Here is a 17495-nt window from a genome sequence, read left to right as displayed (position 1 = left end):
GCCGCAACCGTGGCAGAGGCCACTGACAGCGTCCGGCAGGGCACGCCGTTGGGGGCGGCGTCGGGGCAGTCTGCTAGACACCGTGGTTGTGAGTGAGTACGACGACGTGATCCGGCTCGAGCCGACCGACCAGCCCGCGACCCGGCGGGGCGCCTTCACGCAGGACTGGATGATCGGCAACGCCGTCAACGGTGGTGTCGTGATGGCTGCGGCCCTCAACGCCCTGCGCGAGCACCTCGCGGCCGACCCCGACGAGGTGACCGAGCACCTCGACCCCGTCGTCGTCAGCGCCTACTTCATGACGGCCTCGGCACCCGGGGCGTTCACCGCCTCGACGGAGCTCATGCGCGCCGGCCGCCGGCTCACGACCGGACAGGTGAGTGTCCACCAGGAGGTCGACGGCGGGCAGGTCGAGCGGATGCGCGCCATCGCCTCCTTCGGCAACCTCGACGGCACCGACACCTACCGCCAGTCGGCCGCGCCCGACCTCCCCCCGCCGGACGAGTGCGTCTCCGCACAGCAGGCGCCGCCGGACTTCCTGCGCCACAACCACTTCCTCGACCGGGTCGACATCCGCCTCGACCCGGCGACCGCGGGCTGGGCCGTCGGCAAGCCCTCGATGCGCGGGCTCATCCAGGGCTGGCTCCGGCTCCGCGACCAGAGAGAGCCCGACACGACGATGCTCGCGCTCGCCCTCGATGCCTTCCCGCCCGTGGCGTTCGACCTGGGCCTCTACGGCTGGACGCCCACCCTCGAGTTCACCGGCCACATCCGGCGTCGTCCCGCACCCGGTTGGCTCCGGGTCATGCTGACCACCCAGAACGTCGGCGGCGGACTCCTCGAGGAGGACGCGCAGATCTGGGACTCGACCGGAGCACTCGTCGCCCAGTCGCGCCAGCTCTGCGGTGTCCGGCCTGCCTGAGCGCGGGAGGGCTGGGGCTGCGGGTGCGCTGGGAGCGAGCTCAGCGGCATACGGGATGGTCGGGAGCCGGCCACGCGGCCACTAGACTCTTGACCCCGTGGCACTCACCATCGGAATCGTCGGGCTCCCCAACGTCGGCAAGTCGACGCTCTTCAACGCCCTGACCAAGAACAGCGTCCTCGCCGCGAACTACCCGTTCGCGACGATCGAGCCCAACATCGGTGTCGTGCCGCTGCCCGACGGGAGGCTCAACACGCTCGCCGAGATCTTCGGCTCGGAGCGGATCCTGCCGGCCACGGTGAGCTTCGTCGACATCGCCGGCCTCGTCCGCGGCGCCAGCGAGGGGGAGGGGCTCGGCAACAAGTTCCTCGCCAACATCCGCGAGTCCGACGCGATCTGCCAGGTCGTGCGCGTCTTCACCGACGACGACGTCGTCCACGTCGACGGCAAGGTCGACCCGCGCGGCGACATCGAGACCATCGAGACCGAGCTCGTCCTCGCTGACCTCCAGACCCTCGAGAAGGCCGTCGCCCGCCTCGAGAAGGAGTCGCGCGTCAACAAGGACCGCAAGGGTGCCCTCGACAACGCGCTCGCCGCGCAGAAGGTGCTCGAAGAAGGCAAGACGCTGTATGCCGCTGGGCCGGCTTCCGGGGTCGACCTGGCCGAGGCGAAGGGGCTGGGTCTGCTGACCACCAAGCCCTTCATCTACGTGTTCAACCTCGACGAGGACCAGCTCGCCGACGAGGAGCTCAAGACGACGCTGGCCGCCTCGGTGGCCCCTGCCGACGCGGTCTTCCTCAACGCGAAGCTCGAGATGGACCTGATGGACATGGAGCCCGAGGAGGCGCTCGAGCTGCTCCAGTCGTTCGGTGCTGAGGAGTCGGGGATGAACCAGCTCGCACGGCAGGGCTTCCACACGCTGGGCCTGCAGACCTACCTGACCGCCGGGCCCAAGGAGACGCGCGCCTGGACGATCGGCAAGGGCTGGACCGCGCCGCAGGCCGCCGGGGTCATCCACACGGACTTCCAGCGTGGCTTCATCAAGGCCGAGGTCGTGTCCTTCGACGACCTCGTCGCGGCGGGGTCAATGGCTGCGGCCAAGGCGGCCGGCAAGGTGCGCATCGAGGGCAAGGACTACGTCATGCAGGACGGCGACGTCGTGGAGTTCCGCTTCAACGTCTGATCGGGGCTGCGCCGACAGGTGGGGACCACGGTCCGCAGCTTTGGCGTGGCGGGCCACATCGGTTAGTACGGGTAGTCGCCCTTGATCACGAAGAAGGACCCCCGAATCGTCCCGGCGAGCTTCGACTTCTGCCGGGCGAACTTGAAGGCCGCAAGCTCCTCAGGCACGTCCATCCCTTCGCACAGCTTGAAACCGACGGCGCGCTTGCCACCGTCCGCGATCGTCCACAGGACGTTGAGCGCCAGCCCGGACTCGTAGAAGACGTGGACCCAGTGGATGCCGTCAACGTCGTTGATGCTGATCTGCAACGGACGGGCGGCGAACTTGATGCCGCGGTCCTCTTCCAGGATGCGCTCCACCCAGGCCAGCGTCGCAGCCTCATCGGTTGCGGGAGAGACCTCGAAGGTGTGCCCGTACTTCGTGGAGAAGTAGCGGGCCTCGTTGGCTCTCAGGCCAGCCAGTGCATCAGCGTGGGGGGAGGACTCCACGCCATCGGTGGAGACGTTCGTGAAGTCGACAGGGACACCCATGGCGGACATCTTGCCCAAGAGGACCGGCCGTCGCAGTGCCCGGGGCGTCGCGAGATCGAGAGCCCGGGCAGGGACCACGTGGCGGGATCACGCGCTCGAAGAGGGCGAGCCAGCCGAGCCAGCCGTTTTCTCGGTGGCGAAGGCCTGGTCTTCCGTGCAAGGTGGCCGTCGTGACCCTCGAGACGCCGACCCTGGAGACGGAGCGACTGCTCCTGCGTCCCTTCGCCGACAGCGATGCAGACGACATCTTCGCCCTGCAGAGCAACGCGCACGTGCTGCGCTACTGGGACTCCCCGCCGTGGGTGGACAGGGCCTCGGTCGAGCGCTTCCTGGCCAGGTGCCAGGAGATGGCCGACGAGGGAAGCGGCACGCGCCTCGTGATCGAGCGCCGGGCCGATCAGGTCTTCGTCGGCTGGATCAGCCTCAACAGCTGGAACCCGGACTTCCGCAGTGCCTCCCTCGGTTACTGCCTCACCGAGCGGGCGTGGGGCCACGGTTTCGCCACAGAGGCGGCGCGCGCCCTGCTCCGGTGGGCCTTCGACACGCTGGATCTCAACCGGGTGCAGGCAGAGGCCGACACGCGCAACGTCGCGTCGGCGCGAGTGCTGGAGAAGCTGGGCTTCGTGCGTGAGGGGACTCTGCGCGAGGACTGCATCGTCAATGGTGACGTGTCCGACTCATGGGTCTACGGCCTGCTGAGGCGCGAATGGGTGGCCAACGCGTGAGGTGAGTGCAGGACCGTCGACTGCGTGCTGCAGCTGTCGACGGCGGCGAGCGGCCGTGGTCTCGAGGCCGGTGCTGAGACGTGCATCACATGGCCGTGCCTTACGGCACCGTGGGAGTCCCGGGATCGCTAGCGTTTTGCTACCCCCGAAACGTTCGGCCGTTTCCCTGTCTGCCGAACGCGAAGCACCCCCGGACGCATCGTCCGGGGGTGCTGTCGTTTCGCTGGGCGCGCGCAGGGTCGGCCAACCCGCCCTCAGGAAAACCTGCATGCGTCGCCTGAACCCGACGCATCCAGGCCCAACCGGACCATGGCTCCGACGCAGGCAGCCGAGCCCGACGCATCGAGGTCAACCCACACACAACGCGCCTCGACCCCAGAGCGCCCGGCGGAACCCGAGAGCCACGACACCGTCAACAACCTCCAGTCAGGTTCGACGACCTCACCGGCGAGCGCGGTCAGCGCTGGTGCGCCACTGCTCGGCGCCGGCGATCGTCCGCCGGGGCGTGCCGTGCCCGCCGTGCCAGTCGACGACCAGGATCGTGGCGTCGTCGGCGAGCGACTGGCCGCAGAGGCGCAGCACCATCTCGGTCAGGCTGCGGGTGGCCTCGCGTGGATGGAGGTGCCGCGTCCCGACGATCGCCTCCATCAGGTCAAGATTCGAGGCTTCCCGCTCGAGCATCCCGTCGGTCACCATCACGAGTCGGTCGCCGGCCTGCAGCGCGACCTCGGTGGCCTCGAATGTGGTGTCGGCGAAAAGCCCCAGCGGAAGGTTGACGGGCAGGGTGATCGCCGCAGCGACGCCGTCGCGCCAAAGATAGGGAGCGACGTGGCCGGCGTTGACCATGGCGAGCGTGCCGGTGCTGAGGTCGAGCCGGCCCAGCATGCCGGTGACGAAGCGGTCCGCCCCGCTCGCTGCGGCGTGCTCGAAGAGGGCGAGGTTGGCTGTGTGCGCCTGCTCGGTGAGCGACGCGCCCATGCGCCGGCTGTTGCGGATGCTGCTGACGCAGAGCGTGGCGGTGAGGGCGCTCGCGACGCCGTGCCCCATCGCGTCGGTCAGGGACAGGTGCAGCACGTCGCGCCCGAGGGAGTAGTCGAAGGTGTCCCCGCCGACGGAGGCGGCTGGCTCGAGCCAGCCGGCGAGAGCAAAGGCGCCCGCTTCGCAGGTGAACGATGCAGGCAGCAGCCGGTGCTGGATCTCCGCGGGCAGCGAGAAGCGGGTCCCCCGCTCGGCCCGGTCGAAGACGTCGGTGTGGCGCCGGTTGGCGATGACGACGAAGGCGAGCATGTGACCGACGCGCCCGATCCGCTCGAGGGTCTCGGCGTCGGGCGCCACCGGGAGCGATAGCTGGAGCAGCCCGAGGACCTCGCCCCGCTGGGTCACGGGAGCGAGGACGACCCAGCGGGCTCCGTCCGTGCCCCGCCCCCAGGACGAGGAAGGCGGGACGACCTGCGGCGTCTGCGTCCGCAGCGCGACCTCGACGAGGCCCTCGATCGGCACGGACACGGACTGCTCGCCGTCGTCGAGCCGGGTCAGCCCCTCGAGACCACCGAGGCCCTGCGCCACCAGTGCCTCTGCTGAAGCGCCGTGGGACATCCGGACGAGCTGGCCACCGGCCGTGTCGGCGATGAGGAAGTACGCGCCCGAGGCCCGGAGCTCTGCCGCCAATGACGCCGTGACCGCTTCGACGGCGTCGAGCGGTGAGGCGTTCTCTGCGGCATCAAACACCGCGCTGAGGAGCTGGTCAGTCTGGACGACGCCCACAGAGCGACATTACGACGCGGGACGTCACGATGCCGTGAGCATCGAACAAAAGGCCAGAGTCGCCGATCACACAGCCGAGACAGCATCGCCATGAGCTCGCCGGCACGCCCGTCTCAGTCGTCGTCCTCGTCGTCATCGTCGTCACACACCAGCTCGCCCTCCCACGCCTCACGCCCCTCGTTGATGGCGAACAGCGCGATGACGAAGCCGGCCACCGGGTCGAGCCAGGCCGCGCCCGTGAGGGCATAGAGGCCGAGCCCCAGCAGGGTCGAGACGCTGAGCAGCACGCAGATCTTCGTCTCGGCGGCGTCGGCGAGGATCAGGCGGTCGCCGCCGAGCTGCTCGCCGACCCGTTGCTTCGCGGCGGCCAGCAGCGGCATGACGATGAGCGAGGTCGACAGCAGGACGACCCCGACGATCGACTGGTCGGGCTCTCCACCGCTCAGCAGCGAGCGCACGCCCTCGACGACCACATAGCCGGCGAGGAGGAAGAAGGTGATCGCCACGCCGCGCAGCGCCCGCTTCTCCTTGCGCTCGTCGGCCTCCCCGTGGCGCAGCCGCGCGGCGAGCCGCAGCCCGACGAGGATCGCGGCGGTCGACTCGATGCCGGAGTCGAGGCCAAAGCCGATGAGCGACACGAGCCCCGCCATGACTCCAGCGGTGACGCCGACGACTCCTTCGATGACGTTGTAGCCGACCGTGAACTGGGCCAGCCGCAGCGCTCGCCGGGTCAGCCGCTCGGTCTCGGCGGCGCTGGTCGCGGTGCGGGAGGCTGCGGGCCGGGTGGTCATGAGGCCGACTCCGTCCGGGCGGTGCCGTATCTCGGGCACAGGGTCACTGCGTCGCCGGTCAGCGCGAGGAGTCGCTCGGCCGCCGCGAGCAGGTCGAGGAGGGCTTCGGAGTGGTTGAGGGAGAAGACGGAGGCGCGGCCCTCGGGTCGGCTGTCGACGAGCCCGCAGTCCTTGAGGCAGGCCAGGTGCTTGGAGACGGTGCTCTGGGCCAGCCCGAGGTGCGCCGTGAGGTCGACGACGCGGTGCTCACCCAGCGCGAGGTGCTGGAGGATCGCGAGGCGGGAGGGGTCGGAGAAGCCGTGGAAGAGACAGGAGGCGGCCTTGAGGGCCGACGTCTCACGGGTCAGCATCGTCATGTGTCGATGCTATCGCTAACCCGTGTCGTATGCCGCTGGGCCCGCCCCCGCACGCCAGCACCGTCCCGCTGTGGCTGGCCAAACCGTCAGGGTCACAGCTCGCGACTGGAGAGCACCTCGCTGCCATCGATCTTGAGTACGCCGCCGTCCTCGACGAGACCGAAGGCGGTGCGCTCCTGGATCACCCGGCCGTCCTCGAACGTGTAGGTCAGCGTGGCCTCGACGCTCCCGGGCGGCGTGGCGTCGAGGTCCCGGACGGTGACCTTGTCGATGCCGTCCCAGAAGGCCTCGTAGTTGTCCTGGGTGCCCGACGTCGCACTCCGGTAGCGCTCGGTCAGCAAGGCGTAGCCCGCATCCGTGTCGTCGGGCAGCAGTGCGTAGTAGCCGCGCACCGCCTTGCTGAGTTGCGCTGCCGTGGGCGCAGTCGGTTCGGACGGCGCCGGCGTGGTCTCGGCCGGCGTCGACGGCGCTGCGGATGTTGGAGCCTCCGACGTGGTCGTCTCCCGGCTCGCGGACGGGGAGGGCGAGTTCGAGGTGACCGACGAGGTCTCCGGGGGTGCAGCGGCCGGCGTCCTCGGCTCATCTCCGCGCAGCGCCTGCCATGCGAGGAGGCCCACGACCGCGAGCGCCGCGATGGCCAGGACAACCGCGAGGCCCCGCCTGGATCGCCGCTGCTGCGGAGCCGGCCGCGCCGGCGGCACCTGCGACACCTGCGACACCTGCGTCATCGGCGTCGCCCGCGTCACGGGCCCGGGAGCCGACGGAGCAGGCTGCGCAACCGGCACCGGCCGCATCGGTTGAGTCGCCGCCGCGGTCGGCAGCGCGACCGTCGGGTCAGCACCGGCAGCCGCGCTCAGGTCGAGCCGCTCCAAGGCCTCGACCGCCGCGCTCATGGACGGCCGCTCGTCTGGCTGTGCGCCCAGCATGGCGAGCAGCACCGGCGCCAGGGCACCTGCCCGAGCGGGAGGCGCCGGCGACGTCGACGCAACGCGGTGCAGCAGGGCCATCGGGTTGTCGTCGAGGCCGAACGGCGGGACACCCTCCACGGCGGCATAGAGCGTCGCACCGAGCGAGAAGACGTCGGTCGCCGGGGTCGACTCCTCGCCTCGGGCCACCTCGGGCGCCAGGTAGGCAGGGGTGCCGGTGACCATGCCGGCGGCCGTCAAGGTCGCGTCGCCGAGCGCCCGCGAGATGCCGAAGTCAGTGATCGTGGCCGAGCCGTCATCGAGGATGAGGATGTTGGCCGGCTTGATGTCGCGGTGGACGATCCCGGCGGCATGCGCGGCCGCGAGCGCCGACCCCACCTCGGCCCCGATGAGCGCCACCTCGTCCGGTGGCAGCGGCCCGTCCTGCTGGAGCACCTGCTGGAGTGTCCTCGAGGGGAGGTACTGCATGATCAGGCACGGCTGCCCGTCGTGCTCGACGACGTCGAAGACCGGCACCGCGTGCGGATGGTGGAGCTGCGCGGTGATGCGGGCCTCGCGCATCGCGCGGTTCTTCGCCGTCTCGGCGTCCTCGGCGCTCGCACCGGGCGGCAGGTGCAGGAGCTTGGCGGCGACGGTCCGCTGCAGTCGCTCGTCGCTGGCCTCCCAGACCGATCCCATCCCGCCGACGCCCACTCGCCTCAGCAGCCGGTATCGCCCGGCGATGACGACGTCGGGCTGGGTCATGGTTCGCGGCTCCGTCCGGTGGGGGCTGGGGTGACCCTGACAACGTACCCACCCGCGAAGCTCGATGCCGTATGCCGCTGGGCTGGGTGAGCGCCCAGGCCAGCACCCAGCTCAGTGCCCCAGCTCAGTGCCCCAGCTCAGTGCCCCAGCTCAGTGCCCGACGTCGGTGACGCGCCGGAGCAGGCGCAGCTCGTCGCGGAGGCGGGGCGGGACCGGGAGGCGGAAGACCGCGAGGGCCTGCTGGTAGGCGACCATGGCGCGCAGGTAGTCGCTCCGGGCCCGCTCGAGGTCGGTGCGGCCGCTCGTCGCGCGTCGGGCTGCCATGAGGGCGGTGTGGGCCCGGTCCATGCTCTGCCGGAGGGATCCGAGCAGGTTGGCTGCATCGGGTCCCATCGCGCCGCTGACGGCGTGCCCGGCTGCTGACTGGTCCGTGGTCATGGGTCTGTGGTCATGGGTCTGTGGTCATTGCGGAGTTGGGCCGCTCATGCTTCACAACCTGCTTCCCACCGCGCCCTCGTGGACGCGATCACCTTCACCCTACGCTCGCGGAGCCGCGAGGCGGCCTTTGACGTGGTCCGGACCACGTGGAACCGGGACGTTCGCCTCTGGTGTGCGGCGCGTGCCGATCCGAGAGTGGCACCGCGGTCGCCGACCGCCGAGGTGCGGCGTCCCCGGCACCGCAGGAGGAGGACACCATGGAGTCCACCAGCAAGCCGATCACCGAAGCGCAGATGCGCACCTTCACCAAGAAGCACTTCGAAGCCTGGAACGCCCACGACGTCGACGCCATCGTCGCCCTCATCGCCGATGACGCCGTCTACGAGGACCCGGGCTTCGACAAGCCGGCCTACGGCAAGACGGAGATCGCGAGCCGCCTGCATGCAGTGTTCGCGGCTTTCCCCGACATCCACTTCCCGGACGAGCTGGCCCACGTCCACACCAACGTCGACCACTCCGAGTGCGTCCTCACGTGGACGTTCACGGCGACGATGACGGGCGACCTGATCGCGCCGGAGGGCCGGATGCCCGCGACGGGCAAGAAGGTGCAGGTCAGCGGGGCCACGTTCAACCGCTTCCGCGGCGACCTGCTCAGCCACTTCACGATGTACTACGACAGCCTCGACATGCTCCAGCAGCTCGGCTTCCTGCCGCAGAGCACCGGCGTCGGCATGCGGGCCGTGATGTTCGCGGACTACCTGACGGGCAAGGCGAAGAAGGCCCTGCACCTCGTCTGAGCCAGAGACCCGAAGGGAACCTCAGGCGGTCTTGTCCCGCTTGGGTGCGGCCGGGAGAGCGCGCTTCCGGACTGGCGCCCGGCGGGACCGAGCCCGCGTGGGTGGCTTCGTCGCGGCCCTCGCCGGCAGGCCCTCGGCCCGCTCGGTCGTGGCCATGAAGTCGCGCAGCACGTCGGCGAAGCGGTTGGGCTGGTCGAGGTGCGGGAAGTGCCCGGCACCCTCGAAGAGCTCGACCCGGCAGGTCGGGGCGAGCTCGGCGGCGCGTTGGGCGTGCTCGACGGGGATCACCATGTCGTTGGTGCCCCACACGATGAGCACGGGCACGCCGACGAGCTCGGTGAGGTATTCGAGCGCCTGGATGCGCTGACCACCGGAGTTCATGACGGACCGGGTCGTGGCGAGGAATGCGCGTCGGGCATCGGCGTCGTTCAGCTCGGTGAACCCCTCCCAGGCGGCGCGCATGTCGTGACTCGCGCGCCAGCCGAAGACGGACAGGCTGCGGCCGACGAACTCGGCTCCGACGCGGACCCAGGGGGAGGCGATCACTGGGAGCACGACGTCGGCCACGGGGAGCGTCGCCGCCCGCAGGAAGGGGCTGACCTCACGACCGAGGCCGCCCGTGCCGACGAGCACGAGGCGCTCGACGCGCTCGGGGAAGAGGTAGGAGAAGGCGAGGGAGATGCCGCCGCCCAGCGAGTGGCCGACGATGGTGACGCGCTCGAGCCCGAGCTGGTCCATCAGGTCGCGCAGGGTGCCGGCCTGGGCGGCGGGGGAGTAGTCGCCCTCGTGCTTCTCGGAGGCGCCGTGGCCGAAGAGGTCGGGGACGACGACGCGGTTGGTGTTGTCGAGCCGGTCGACGAGGTAGCGCCAGTTGCGGTGCGAGCCGAGCAGCCCGTGGACGAAGAGGATGGCCTCGCCGGTGCCGCTGTCGACATAGGACAGGGTGTGGCCGTACAGGCGTGTCTGCCGTGGGCTGAGCGGACTCACGACACCTCCTCGGGTCTGTGCTTACTTGAGAGTAACCCGAGCATGGGGGACATCCCGGCAGAAGCGGGAGGTCTCACACGTGTCGTGACCGGATCCTTACCGAACCGGCGTCGCAGGCTCAGATCGCGCAGCCGTCGGGCCCGCAGACCGGCGCGTCTGCTGCGGCGGTGTCGCTCTGGACCATGACGAGCGGGTTGGCCTCGCGCCACGCCTGCTCGAGGGCCTGGGTGAACAGCTCGGCGGGCTGGGCGCCTGAGACGCCCCACTTGTTCTCGATGACGAAGAAGGGCACCCCCTGGATCCCCAGCGAGCGGGCCTGCTGGATGTCGTCCTGGACGGCCTTGCGGAAGCGGCGCATCTCGAGGGAGTCGCGGATCTCGTCGGCGTCGAGGCCGGCGGCGACGCCGATCCGGACGAGGACGTCGCGGTCGCCGATGTCCTCACCGTGCTCGAAGTGCGCGGAGAGCAGGCTTTCCTTCACCGCGTCGCCGACGCCGTGCTCCTTGGCGAGGTGGAGCAGCTCGTGCGCGGAGAAGCTGTTGGCGACAACGAGCCGGTCGAAGTCGTAGTCGAGGCCCTCGCCCGCGGCGACCGTGGTCACGTGGTCGAGCATCTGGCGCACCTGGGCCGGGTCCATCTGCTTGACGGTGGCGAGGTAGTCGAGCTCGCTCCCGTCGTAGTGCTCGGGGATCGTCGGGTCGAGCTGGTAGCTGTGCCACGTCACCGTCACCTGGTCACGGTGCGGGAAGTCGGCCAGGGCGGTCTCGAAGCGGCGCTTGCCGATGAAGCACCACGGGCAGGCGATGTCGGACCAGATGTCGACGTTCATGCAACATTCAACTGTGAGGCCGTGCGGCTGCTTCCCGGCGCGCGAAAAAAAGTTCTGGACAGGTGTAACGGTCTGCGTGCGTCGTGCGCTGTAGGGGGTGAAAGAGGCGCCACTCGGACCCCCGAGCGAGTGGCGCCTCTTCCTTTTCCCCACGCTCGGCCAGCCCCTGCCGTATGCCGCTGGGCTCGCTCCCGACGGGCGGGACGAGTAGCGGGCTGACCTGGGTGCAGGCCACCGTGGGCACCCCTCGAGGGGTGCCCCCCAGCGTGGGTCAGCCGATCTCGCCGATCGAGGTCGGGCCGATGATCGGGGAGTCGGGCGCAAGGACCCCGGCTGTCTGCTCGACGGCGATTGCTTCGACCTCGTGCGGGCGGAGCTCGCCCGACTCGATCTGCTCGGCCCAGTGGCACGCGACCCGGTGGTCCTTGGGCACGCCGGGCAGCTCGACGGTGCGCAGCACGGGCCGCTCGGTGTCGCAGCGGGTCGGCTGGCGCCACGGGCATCGGGTGTGGAAGCGGCAGCCGGTGGGCGGGTTGGCGGGGGAGGGCAGGTCGCCGGTGAGCAGGATGCGCTCGCGCTGGTCCTCGATGACCGGGTCCGGCACCGGCACCGCGGAGAGCAGTGCTCGGGTGTAGGGGTGCAGCGGGCGGGCGTAGAGGTCCGCGGCCGGCGCCTCCTCCGCCAGGGCGCCGAGGTACATGACGCCGACCCGGTCGCTGATGTGCCGGACGACGGCGAGGTCGTGGGCGACGACGAGATACGTGAGGCCGAACTCCTCCTGCAGGTCCTCGAGCAGGTTGATCACCTGGGCCTGGACCGACACGTCCAGGGCTGAGACCGGCTCGTCGGCGACGATGAGCTTCGGGTTGACCGACAGTGCCCGGGCGATGCCGATGCGCTGGCGCTGGCCTCCGGAGAACTCGTGCGGATACTTCTTCAGGGCGGCCGGCGGTAGGCCGACGGCGGCGAGCAGCTCCCGCAGGCGCTGGTTCGCCGCGGCGTCGTTCTCGATGAGGCCGTGCGCCTTGAGGCCCTCGAGGAGCAGGGACTCGACCGACTGGCGCGGGTCGAGGCTGCTCATCGGGTCCTGGAAGACCATCTGGATGTCCTGCCGCTTGCGCCGCAGCTCCTCGCCCTTGAGGCTCGCGATGTCGACGCCGTCGAAGGTCACCGAGCCCTCGGTCGGCGGCTCGAGGTTGAGGATCGCCCGGCCGAGGGTCGACTTGCCGCAGCCGGACTCGCCCACGAGGCCGTAGGTCTCGCCGCGGCGGATCTGCAGGTCGACGCCGTCGACGGCATAGACGTAGCCGATCGTCTTGTCGAAGATGACGCCCTTCCTGATCGGGAAGTGCACCTTGACGCCGCGGACGTCGACGAGGACGTCGCGGTGGTCGGCGTCAGCTGGAACCGCGGAGTCGGCCGAGCCGGTCACGTCGTGGTCAGCGTTTGCGGTCGAGGTCATCGAGCCACCTCCACGGGGTTGAAGCAGCGCAGGGCGCGGCCGAAGTCCATCTCGAGCTGGGGCGTCTGCTCCCGGCACACCTCCAGGGCGTTCAGGCAGCGGGGCGCGAAGGCACAGGCGCTCGTCCACGGCAGGTTGTCGGCGACCGAGCCCGGGATCGGGTTGAGTCGCTCACCCCGGCCGACCTCCAGCTTGGGGATCGACTCGAGCAGGCCGTTCGTGTAGGGATGCCGCGGCTGCTCGAAGAGCGGGTGGCGCTCGGCGCGCTCGACGATGCGACCGGCATAGAGGACGTTGACCTCGTCGCACAGGCCAGCGACGACGCCGAGGTCGTGCGTGATCATGATGAGCGCCGTGCCGGTCTCCCGGACGAGGTCCTTGAGCAGGGTGAGGATCTGCGCCTGGATCGTCACGTCGAGAGCCGTCGTCGGCTCGTCGGCGATGAGCAGGCGCGGCTCGCAGGCCAGGGCGATGGCGATCAGGGCCCGCTGGCGCATCCCGCCCGACATCTGGTGCGGGTAGTCCTTGAGGCGCCGGTCCGGGTCCGGGATGCCGACCTTGTCGAGCATCTCGCGGGCGACGACCATGGCCGCCTTGCGGGACATGCCCTTGTGCCGCTCGAGGACCTCGGCGACCTGCAGACCCACCGGGACGACCGGGTTGAGCGAGCTCAGCGGGTCCTGGAAGATCATCGCGAGCTCCTGGCCGCGACGGTCGCGCATGTCCGAGTCGGACAGCTTGAGCAGGTCGGTGCCGTTGAAGAGGACCTCGCCCTCGACCCGGTTGCCCCGCTTGGGCAGCAGGCCCATGATCGCGAGCGACGTGACGGACTTGCCGCAACCGGACTCGCCGACGAGGCCCACGGTCTGGCCGGGCCGGACGTCGAAGTCGATGCCGTCGACGGCCACGAAGGGCTCCTCGCCCTGCCGCTTGAACGTGACCTTGAGGTCACGCACCTGCAGCAGCGGCTCGTCACCGTGGCGTGCGGCGTCGCTGGTCGACGCGTAAGAGGTGGTCTGGGACACCCCGGTCACCTCCTGCTCTTGGGGTCGAGGGCCTCGCGCAGGGACTCTCCCATGAGCGTGAAGCCAAGGGCGACGACGATGATGCACAGCGCCGGGTAGATGGCCAGGTGCGGGTAGTCGCTGACGTAGTTCTGCGCCTGGCCGAGCATCTGGCCCCACTCCGGCTGCCGGTCATCGGGGTTGCCGAGGCCGAGGAAGGACAGGCCGGCCGCCTCGATGATCGCCGTCGCGAGCACGAGCGTCGCCTGGACGATGACCGGGCCGAGCGAGTTGGGCAGCATGTGCCGGAAGACGATCGCATGCGGCTTGACCCCGAGGGCCCGCGCCGCGAGCACGTGGTCGCTGGCGCGCTGCGCGAGCATGGAGCCGCGCAGCAGCCGAGCGAAGATGGGGATCTGCACGACGGCGATGGCGATGATGACCGTGGTCTGGCTCGGGCTCGCGGCGATCGCGGCGATCGACACGGCAAGGATGAGGCCGGGGATCGAGAGCATGACGTCGACGATCCGCATCACCAGGGAGTCGACCCAGCCACCGATCGCGCCGGCGAGGGTGCCGAGCGTCAGGCCACCGAAGAGACCGCCGAGCGTGGCGAGCACGCCGACGATCAGCGTCTGACGGCCGCCGACCAGCAGGCGGGAGAGCAGGTCACGGCCCACGTCGTCGCCGCCGAGCGGGAAGCCCGGCTGTGGCCCGGGAACCGGGTTGGTCTGGCGCCGCACCTGGCTGAGGAGCGGCTGGGCGACCGGGTCGTAGGGCGCGATCCACGGGCCGATGATCGCGAGGACGATGAAGACGAAGGTGATCGCCGCGCCGGTGAGGAAGACGGGGTTGCGGCGCAGGCGCTTCCAGGCGCTGGCGATGAGGGACTGGCCCTCGCCACCGGACACGCGGCCCGCGTCGGCGACCGTCATGACGGTCCCGCCCTGCGCACCACCGGCGGTGCTGCCCGCGGTCTGCGCGAGGGCGTCGATGCGGTCCTTCTTGCTGTCGCCGAAGCGGCGCCGATCAGGGGATGGGGTCATCGCTGGGTCACCTCGTCCGGATGCGGGGGTCGATGATGGCATAGGTGATGTCCACGAGCAGGTTGACCACGACGTAGACGGCGGCCGCGGCCATGATCAGGACCTGGAGGACCGGGTAGTCCTTGACCTCGATCGCGATGGCGAGCGCCTGGCCGATACCGGTGTAGCTGAAGACGCGCTCGGTGAGGACGGCGCCCGCGAGCAGGGCGCCGGTCTGCAGGCCGATCGTCGTCACGACGGGCAGCAGTGCATTGCGCAGGATGTGCCGGCCGCGGATGATCCGCGAGGTGAGGCCCTTGGCGTTGGCGGTGCGGACGTAGTCCTCCTCGACGACGTCGAGCACCGACGCGCGGGTGATCCGGAAGATCACGGCGAAGGGGATCGAGGCGAGGGCCAGGGCCGGGAGGATGAGGTGCTTGAGGGCGTCCCACGCGGCGTCCCACTCCTGGGTGAGGATGCCGTCGAGGACGAAGAAGCCGGTCACGCGCGTCGCGTCCATCGTCGGGTCCTGGCGGCCGGAGACGGGCAACCAGTTCAGCTCGACGGCGAACCAGTGCTTGAGCATGAAGGCCAGGAAGAAGACGGGGACGGCGACGCCGACCAGGGAGCCCATGACCGACAGGTTGTCGATCCAGCTGTCCCGCCGGCGGGCCGCGAAGTAGCCCAGCGGGATGCCGATGAGGACGGCGATGAGGATGGCCAGCGTGGCCAGCTCGATGGTCGCCGGGAAGCGGGACAAGAAGACCTCGAAGGCGTCCCGGCCGGGGAGGACCCCGTTGGACGGGCCGAAGTTCCCGGTCGCGACGCGCTTGATGTAGTTCCAGTACTGCACCCACAACGGCTGGTCGAGGCCCAGGGCCTGCTCGAGCTCGCGGCGGCGCTCTGGGGTGGCGCGCTCACCGAGCATCGCCGAGACGGTGCCACCCGGCAGCGCCTTGAACCAGAGGAACAGCAGCAGGGAGAGAACCACGACCACGCCCGCCATCTGGATCAGGCGGCGCACGATGAATCTCAGCATGGCCAGGTGCCATCCTTTCTCACGACCAGGGGCCGTCCCACCTGGATGGGACGGCCCCCGGCTGTTGTGACAGTGTCCGGGCCTGAGGTGGCCTCAGGCAAGGATCACTTGCCTCCGACAGAGGCGGTGTTGAACTCCTCGGCGGTCATCGGCGAGGCAACGATGCCCTCGACGTCCGGGCCGACGACCAGCGCGGGCGGCGAGTGCGTCAGCGCGAGACCCGGGAGGTACTCCTCCATGATCTGCTGGTTGAGCTTCTCGTAGGCCGCGGTGCGCTCCGCCTCGTCCGGGATGCTGTCAGCGGCGACGAGGTCGTCGTTGAGCGTCTTGCCCCAGTCCTGGACGTAGGTGTGGAAGTCGTTGTTCTCGCCCTTGAAGAACGTGCCGATGAAGTTGTCGGCCGCGTTGTAGTCACCGGTCCAGCCGATGATCCACGCGTCGAACGAGCCGGCGTCGATGCCGTCGAGGTAGCCACCGTTCCACGGCTTGGCCGTGAAGTTGACCTTGATGCCAGCGGCCTCGAAGTCGGTGCGCAGCGCCTCGGCGATCTTCTGCGGGTTCGGCATGTACGGACGCGAGACCTCGGTCGGGTAGGCGAAGTTGAGCGTCATGCCCTCGGCGCCGGCCTCCTTGAGGAGCGACTTGGCCTTCTCGACGTCGTACGCGTACGGCTGCAGGTCCTTGTTGTAGCCGGCGACGGTGTCGGGCATGAACTGCGTCGCCACCGCGGCACCCTCGGGCAGCTGCGTCTGGACGAGCTGCTCACGGTTGAGGGCGTGGTAGAGGGCCTGACGGACCTTGAGGTCCTTCAGCTTCGGGTTCTTCTCCGGGTTGAGGCCCATGTAGAGGATGTTGAACGCCGGGCGCACGAGCACCTGGTTGCCCTCGTCCTCGAGACCCTTCCAGTCGACCGGGTTGGGCAGGTCGTAGCCCTGGATGCTGCCGGCCTTGAGCTCCTGGCGGCGGGTCGACTCGTCCGGGACGATCTTGAAGACGAGCTTGTCGAGCTTGGCCTTGGCGCCCCAGTAGTCGTCGTTGCGCGCGAGCGTCACGGTGCCATTGGCCTGGTCGTACTTCTCGAACTTGAAGGGACCCGTGCCGACCGGGTTCTGGGAGTTCGCCGGGTAGACGAAGCCCTCACCCTGAGCCTTGACGTCGTTGGCCTTGCCCTCGGTCAGGGCCTTCGGGCTCTGCATCGAGAAGGACGGGAGAGCCAGCATCGCCGGCCACGCCGAGCTGACGCGGTTGAGCGCGATGACGACGGTCGTCTCGTCCTTCGCCTCACAGCTCTTGTAGAGGGAGTCGGCAGCCTTGTCCTTGAACGCGCCCATCGTGTAGGACCAGTAGTCGGCCGGGCCCTTCTGGGCGTCGGCGTTCTGGTCGAACATGCGCTCGAAGTTGCTGCAGACGGCGGCCGCGTTGAAGGCCTCGCCGTCGGAGAACTTGACGCCCTCGCGGAGCTTGAACTCCCACGTGGTGCCGTCGGACGACGTCGGCATGTCGGTGGCGAGCGCCGGCTCGAGGTCGGCCGTGCCCGGCTTGAGCTGGAGCAGGCCGTCGAACATCTGCCGCGTCACGCGGAAGGTCTCGCCGTCAGTGGCGTAGAAGGGGTCGAACAGCTTCGGGGCTCCGGCGGCACCAAAGGTGAGGGTGCCACCGCTGGCCGCGCCGCCGCCGTTGGTGGCTCCGGGCGTGCCGGCGTCACGTTCGGACTGGGCACACGCCCCGAGGGTCAGCGCGACCGTCGCGAGCATCGCGACCGGTGCAGCCTTCCGGAAGAACTTCATGAGTTACCTCGCTCTAGTGCGAAGGCCGCCCGGGAATGGGCCGACCAAGAGGAGACCTTTCACGGCGGCGGGCATCGTCGCCACGATCGGTTGGGGAGCAACCTAGTCCGGATCGACCGGTGATATCCCAGATGGCGGACAATGTTTATCCGTCCGATACTCAAGGCGCGCCCCCGGGGCGGCAGG

At 69.7% G+C, this 17495-nt stretch carries 17 protein-coding genes; 4 read left to right on the top strand and 13 right to left on the bottom strand.

The window, feature by feature from the left end; genetic code table 11:
- Nucleotides 1–82 precede the first annotated feature (82 nt).
- Both OO014_RS11005 and ychF read left to right on the top strand, forming a co-directional pair.
- Nucleotides 83–922 (top strand): thioesterase family protein, encoded by an 840-nt coding sequence (locus OO014_RS11005; protein ID WP_272462361.1) that lies wholly within the window; start codon nt 83–85, stop codon nt 920–922.
- 97 nt (nt 923–1019) lie between these two features.
- Entirely contained in the window at nt 1020–2105 is a 1086-nt protein-coding gene (gene ychF / locus OO014_RS11000; RefSeq protein ID WP_272462360.1) for a redox-regulated ATPase YchF, read from the top strand.
- A gap of 62 nt (nt 2106–2167) precedes the next feature.
- Here ychF and OO014_RS10995 read toward each other — a convergent pair whose 3' ends face one another.
- On the bottom strand, nt 2168–2635 hold the full coding sequence (locus OO014_RS10995) for a phage tail protein (protein WP_272462359.1): 468 nt from the start codon (nt 2633–2635) through the stop codon (nt 2168–2170).
- Nucleotides 2636–2805: 170 nt separating this feature from the next.
- Here OO014_RS10995 and OO014_RS10990 point away from each other — a divergent pair, with 170 nt between their 5' ends.
- Complete coding sequence (locus OO014_RS10990; RefSeq protein WP_272462358.1) at nt 2806–3360, top strand: GNAT family N-acetyltransferase; 555 nt, start codon at nt 2806–2808, stop codon at nt 3358–3360.
- A gap of 441 nt (nt 3361–3801) precedes the next feature.
- Here OO014_RS10990 and OO014_RS10985 read toward each other — a convergent pair whose 3' ends face one another.
- From OO014_RS10985 to OO014_RS10965, 5 genes are all read right to left on the bottom strand, one after another.
- Entirely contained in the window at nt 3802–5124 is a 1323-nt protein-coding gene (locus OO014_RS10985; RefSeq protein WP_272462357.1) for a PP2C family protein-serine/threonine phosphatase, read from the bottom strand.
- A 113-nt stretch (nt 5125–5237) separates the two neighbouring features.
- Nucleotides 5238–5915: a cation diffusion facilitator family transporter gene (locus OO014_RS10980; RefSeq protein WP_272462356.1), complete on the bottom strand. Its 678-nt coding sequence runs from the start codon at nt 5913–5915 to the stop codon at nt 5238–5240.
- On the bottom strand, nt 5912–6271 hold the full coding sequence (locus tag OO014_RS10975; RefSeq protein ID WP_420485501.1) for an ArsR/SmtB family transcription factor: 360 nt from the start codon (nt 6269–6271) through the stop codon (nt 5912–5914). Before OO014_RS10975 ends, OO014_RS10980 begins: the two co-directional genes overlap by 4 nt.
- 92 nt (nt 6272–6363) lie before the next feature.
- Nucleotides 6364–7941, bottom strand: coding sequence for a serine/threonine-protein kinase (locus tag OO014_RS10970; protein ID WP_272462355.1), 1578 nt, complete (start codon nt 7939–7941; stop codon nt 6364–6366).
- A 150-nt stretch (nt 7942–8091) separates the two neighbouring features.
- Nucleotides 8092–8379 carry a hypothetical protein gene (locus OO014_RS10965; RefSeq protein ID WP_272462354.1) on the bottom strand — a complete coding sequence of 96 codons (288 nt, stop codon included), beginning with the start codon at nt 8377–8379 and terminating at the stop codon, nt 8092–8094.
- Nucleotides 8380–8636: 257 nt separating this feature from the next.
- Here OO014_RS10965 and OO014_RS10960 point away from each other — a divergent pair, with 257 nt between their 5' ends.
- The gene (locus OO014_RS10960) at nt 8637–9176 is read left to right on the top strand and encodes an ester cyclase (RefSeq protein ID WP_272462353.1); all 540 of its coding nucleotides are present in this window, start codon (nt 8637–8639) and stop codon (nt 9174–9176) included.
- 21 nt (nt 9177–9197) lie between these two features.
- Here OO014_RS10960 and OO014_RS10955 read toward each other — a convergent pair whose 3' ends face one another.
- The 7 genes from OO014_RS10955 to OO014_RS10925 form a co-directional block, all read right to left on the bottom strand.
- Nucleotides 9198–10163: an alpha/beta fold hydrolase gene (locus OO014_RS10955; RefSeq protein WP_272462352.1), complete on the bottom strand. Its 966-nt coding sequence runs from the start codon at nt 10161–10163 to the stop codon at nt 9198–9200.
- A gap of 118 nt (nt 10164–10281) precedes the next feature.
- The gene (locus OO014_RS10950) at nt 10282–10992 is read right to left on the bottom strand and encodes a DsbA family oxidoreductase (protein WP_272462351.1); all 711 of its coding nucleotides are present in this window, start codon (nt 10990–10992) and stop codon (nt 10282–10284) included.
- A gap of 271 nt (nt 10993–11263) precedes the next feature.
- Nucleotides 11264–12454 (bottom strand): ABC transporter ATP-binding protein, encoded by a 1191-nt coding sequence (locus OO014_RS10945; protein ID WP_272462350.1) that lies wholly within the window; start codon nt 12452–12454, stop codon nt 11264–11266.
- Nucleotides 12451–13479 carry an ABC transporter ATP-binding protein gene (locus OO014_RS10940; protein ID WP_272462349.1) on the bottom strand — a complete coding sequence of 343 codons (1029 nt, stop codon included), beginning with the start codon at nt 13477–13479 and terminating at the stop codon, nt 12451–12453. The genes OO014_RS10945 and OO014_RS10940 overlap by 4 nt, the downstream gene beginning before the upstream one ends.
- Nucleotides 13480–13484: 5 nt before the next feature.
- The gene (locus OO014_RS10935; protein WP_272462348.1) at nt 13485–14504 is read right to left on the bottom strand and encodes an ABC transporter permease; all 1020 of its coding nucleotides are present in this window, start codon (nt 14502–14504) and stop codon (nt 13485–13487) included.
- A gap of 7 nt (nt 14505–14511) precedes the next feature.
- Complete coding sequence (locus OO014_RS10930; protein ID WP_272462347.1) at nt 14512–15522, bottom strand: ABC transporter permease; 1011 nt, start codon at nt 15520–15522, stop codon at nt 14512–14514.
- Between the two features lie 104 nt (nt 15523–15626).
- Entirely contained in the window at nt 15627–17309 is a 1683-nt protein-coding gene (locus tag OO014_RS10925) for an ABC transporter substrate-binding protein (protein ID WP_272462346.1), read from the bottom strand.
- Nucleotides 17310–17495 lie beyond the last annotated feature (186 nt).

It is taken from the genome of Intrasporangium calvum, from assembly GCF_028446585.1.
Classification (GTDB): domain Bacteria; phylum Actinomycetota; class Actinomycetes; order Actinomycetales; family Dermatophilaceae; genus Intrasporangium; species Intrasporangium calvum_A.
Note: the sequence above shows the minus strand (reverse complement) of the source record. Positions and strands in the feature narration are given on the sequence as shown.

Coding starts and splice junctions, on each gene's coding strand:
- OO014_RS10995 (WP_272462359.1), bottom strand. CDS start 2,635: ATGGGTGTCCCTGTCGACTTCACGAACGTCTCCACCGATGGCGTGGAG.
- OO014_RS10980 (WP_272462356.1), bottom strand. CDS start 5,915: ATGACCACCCGGCCCGCAGCCTCCCGCACCGCGACCAGCGCCGCCGAG.
- OO014_RS10975 (WP_420485501.1), bottom strand. CDS start 6,271: ATGACGATGCTGACCCGTGAGACGTCGGCCCTCAAGGCCGCCTCCTGT.
- OO014_RS10970 (WP_272462355.1), bottom strand. CDS start 7,941: ATGACCCAGCCCGACGTCGTCATCGCCGGGCGATACCGGCTGCTGAGG.
- OO014_RS10965 (WP_272462354.1), bottom strand. CDS start 8,379: ATGACCACGGACCAGTCAGCAGCCGGGCACGCCGTCAGCGGCGCGATG.
- OO014_RS10960 (WP_272462353.1), top strand. CDS start 8,637: ATGGAGTCCACCAGCAAGCCGATCACCGAAGCGCAGATGCGCACCTTC.
- OO014_RS10950 (WP_272462351.1), bottom strand. CDS start 10,992: ATGAACGTCGACATCTGGTCCGACATCGCCTGCCCGTGGTGCTTCATC.
- OO014_RS10945 (WP_272462350.1), bottom strand. CDS start 12,454: ATGACCTCGACCGCAAACGCTGACCACGACGTGACCGGCTCGGCCGAC.
- OO014_RS10935 (WP_272462348.1), bottom strand. CDS start 14,504: ATGACCCCATCCCCTGATCGGCGCCGCTTCGGCGACAGCAAGAAGGAC.
- OO014_RS10930 (WP_272462347.1), bottom strand. CDS start 15,522: ATGCTGAGATTCATCGTGCGCCGCCTGATCCAGATGGCGGGCGTGGTC.
- OO014_RS10925 (WP_272462346.1), bottom strand. CDS start 17,309: ATGAAGTTCTTCCGGAAGGCTGCACCGGTCGCGATGCTCGCGACGGTC.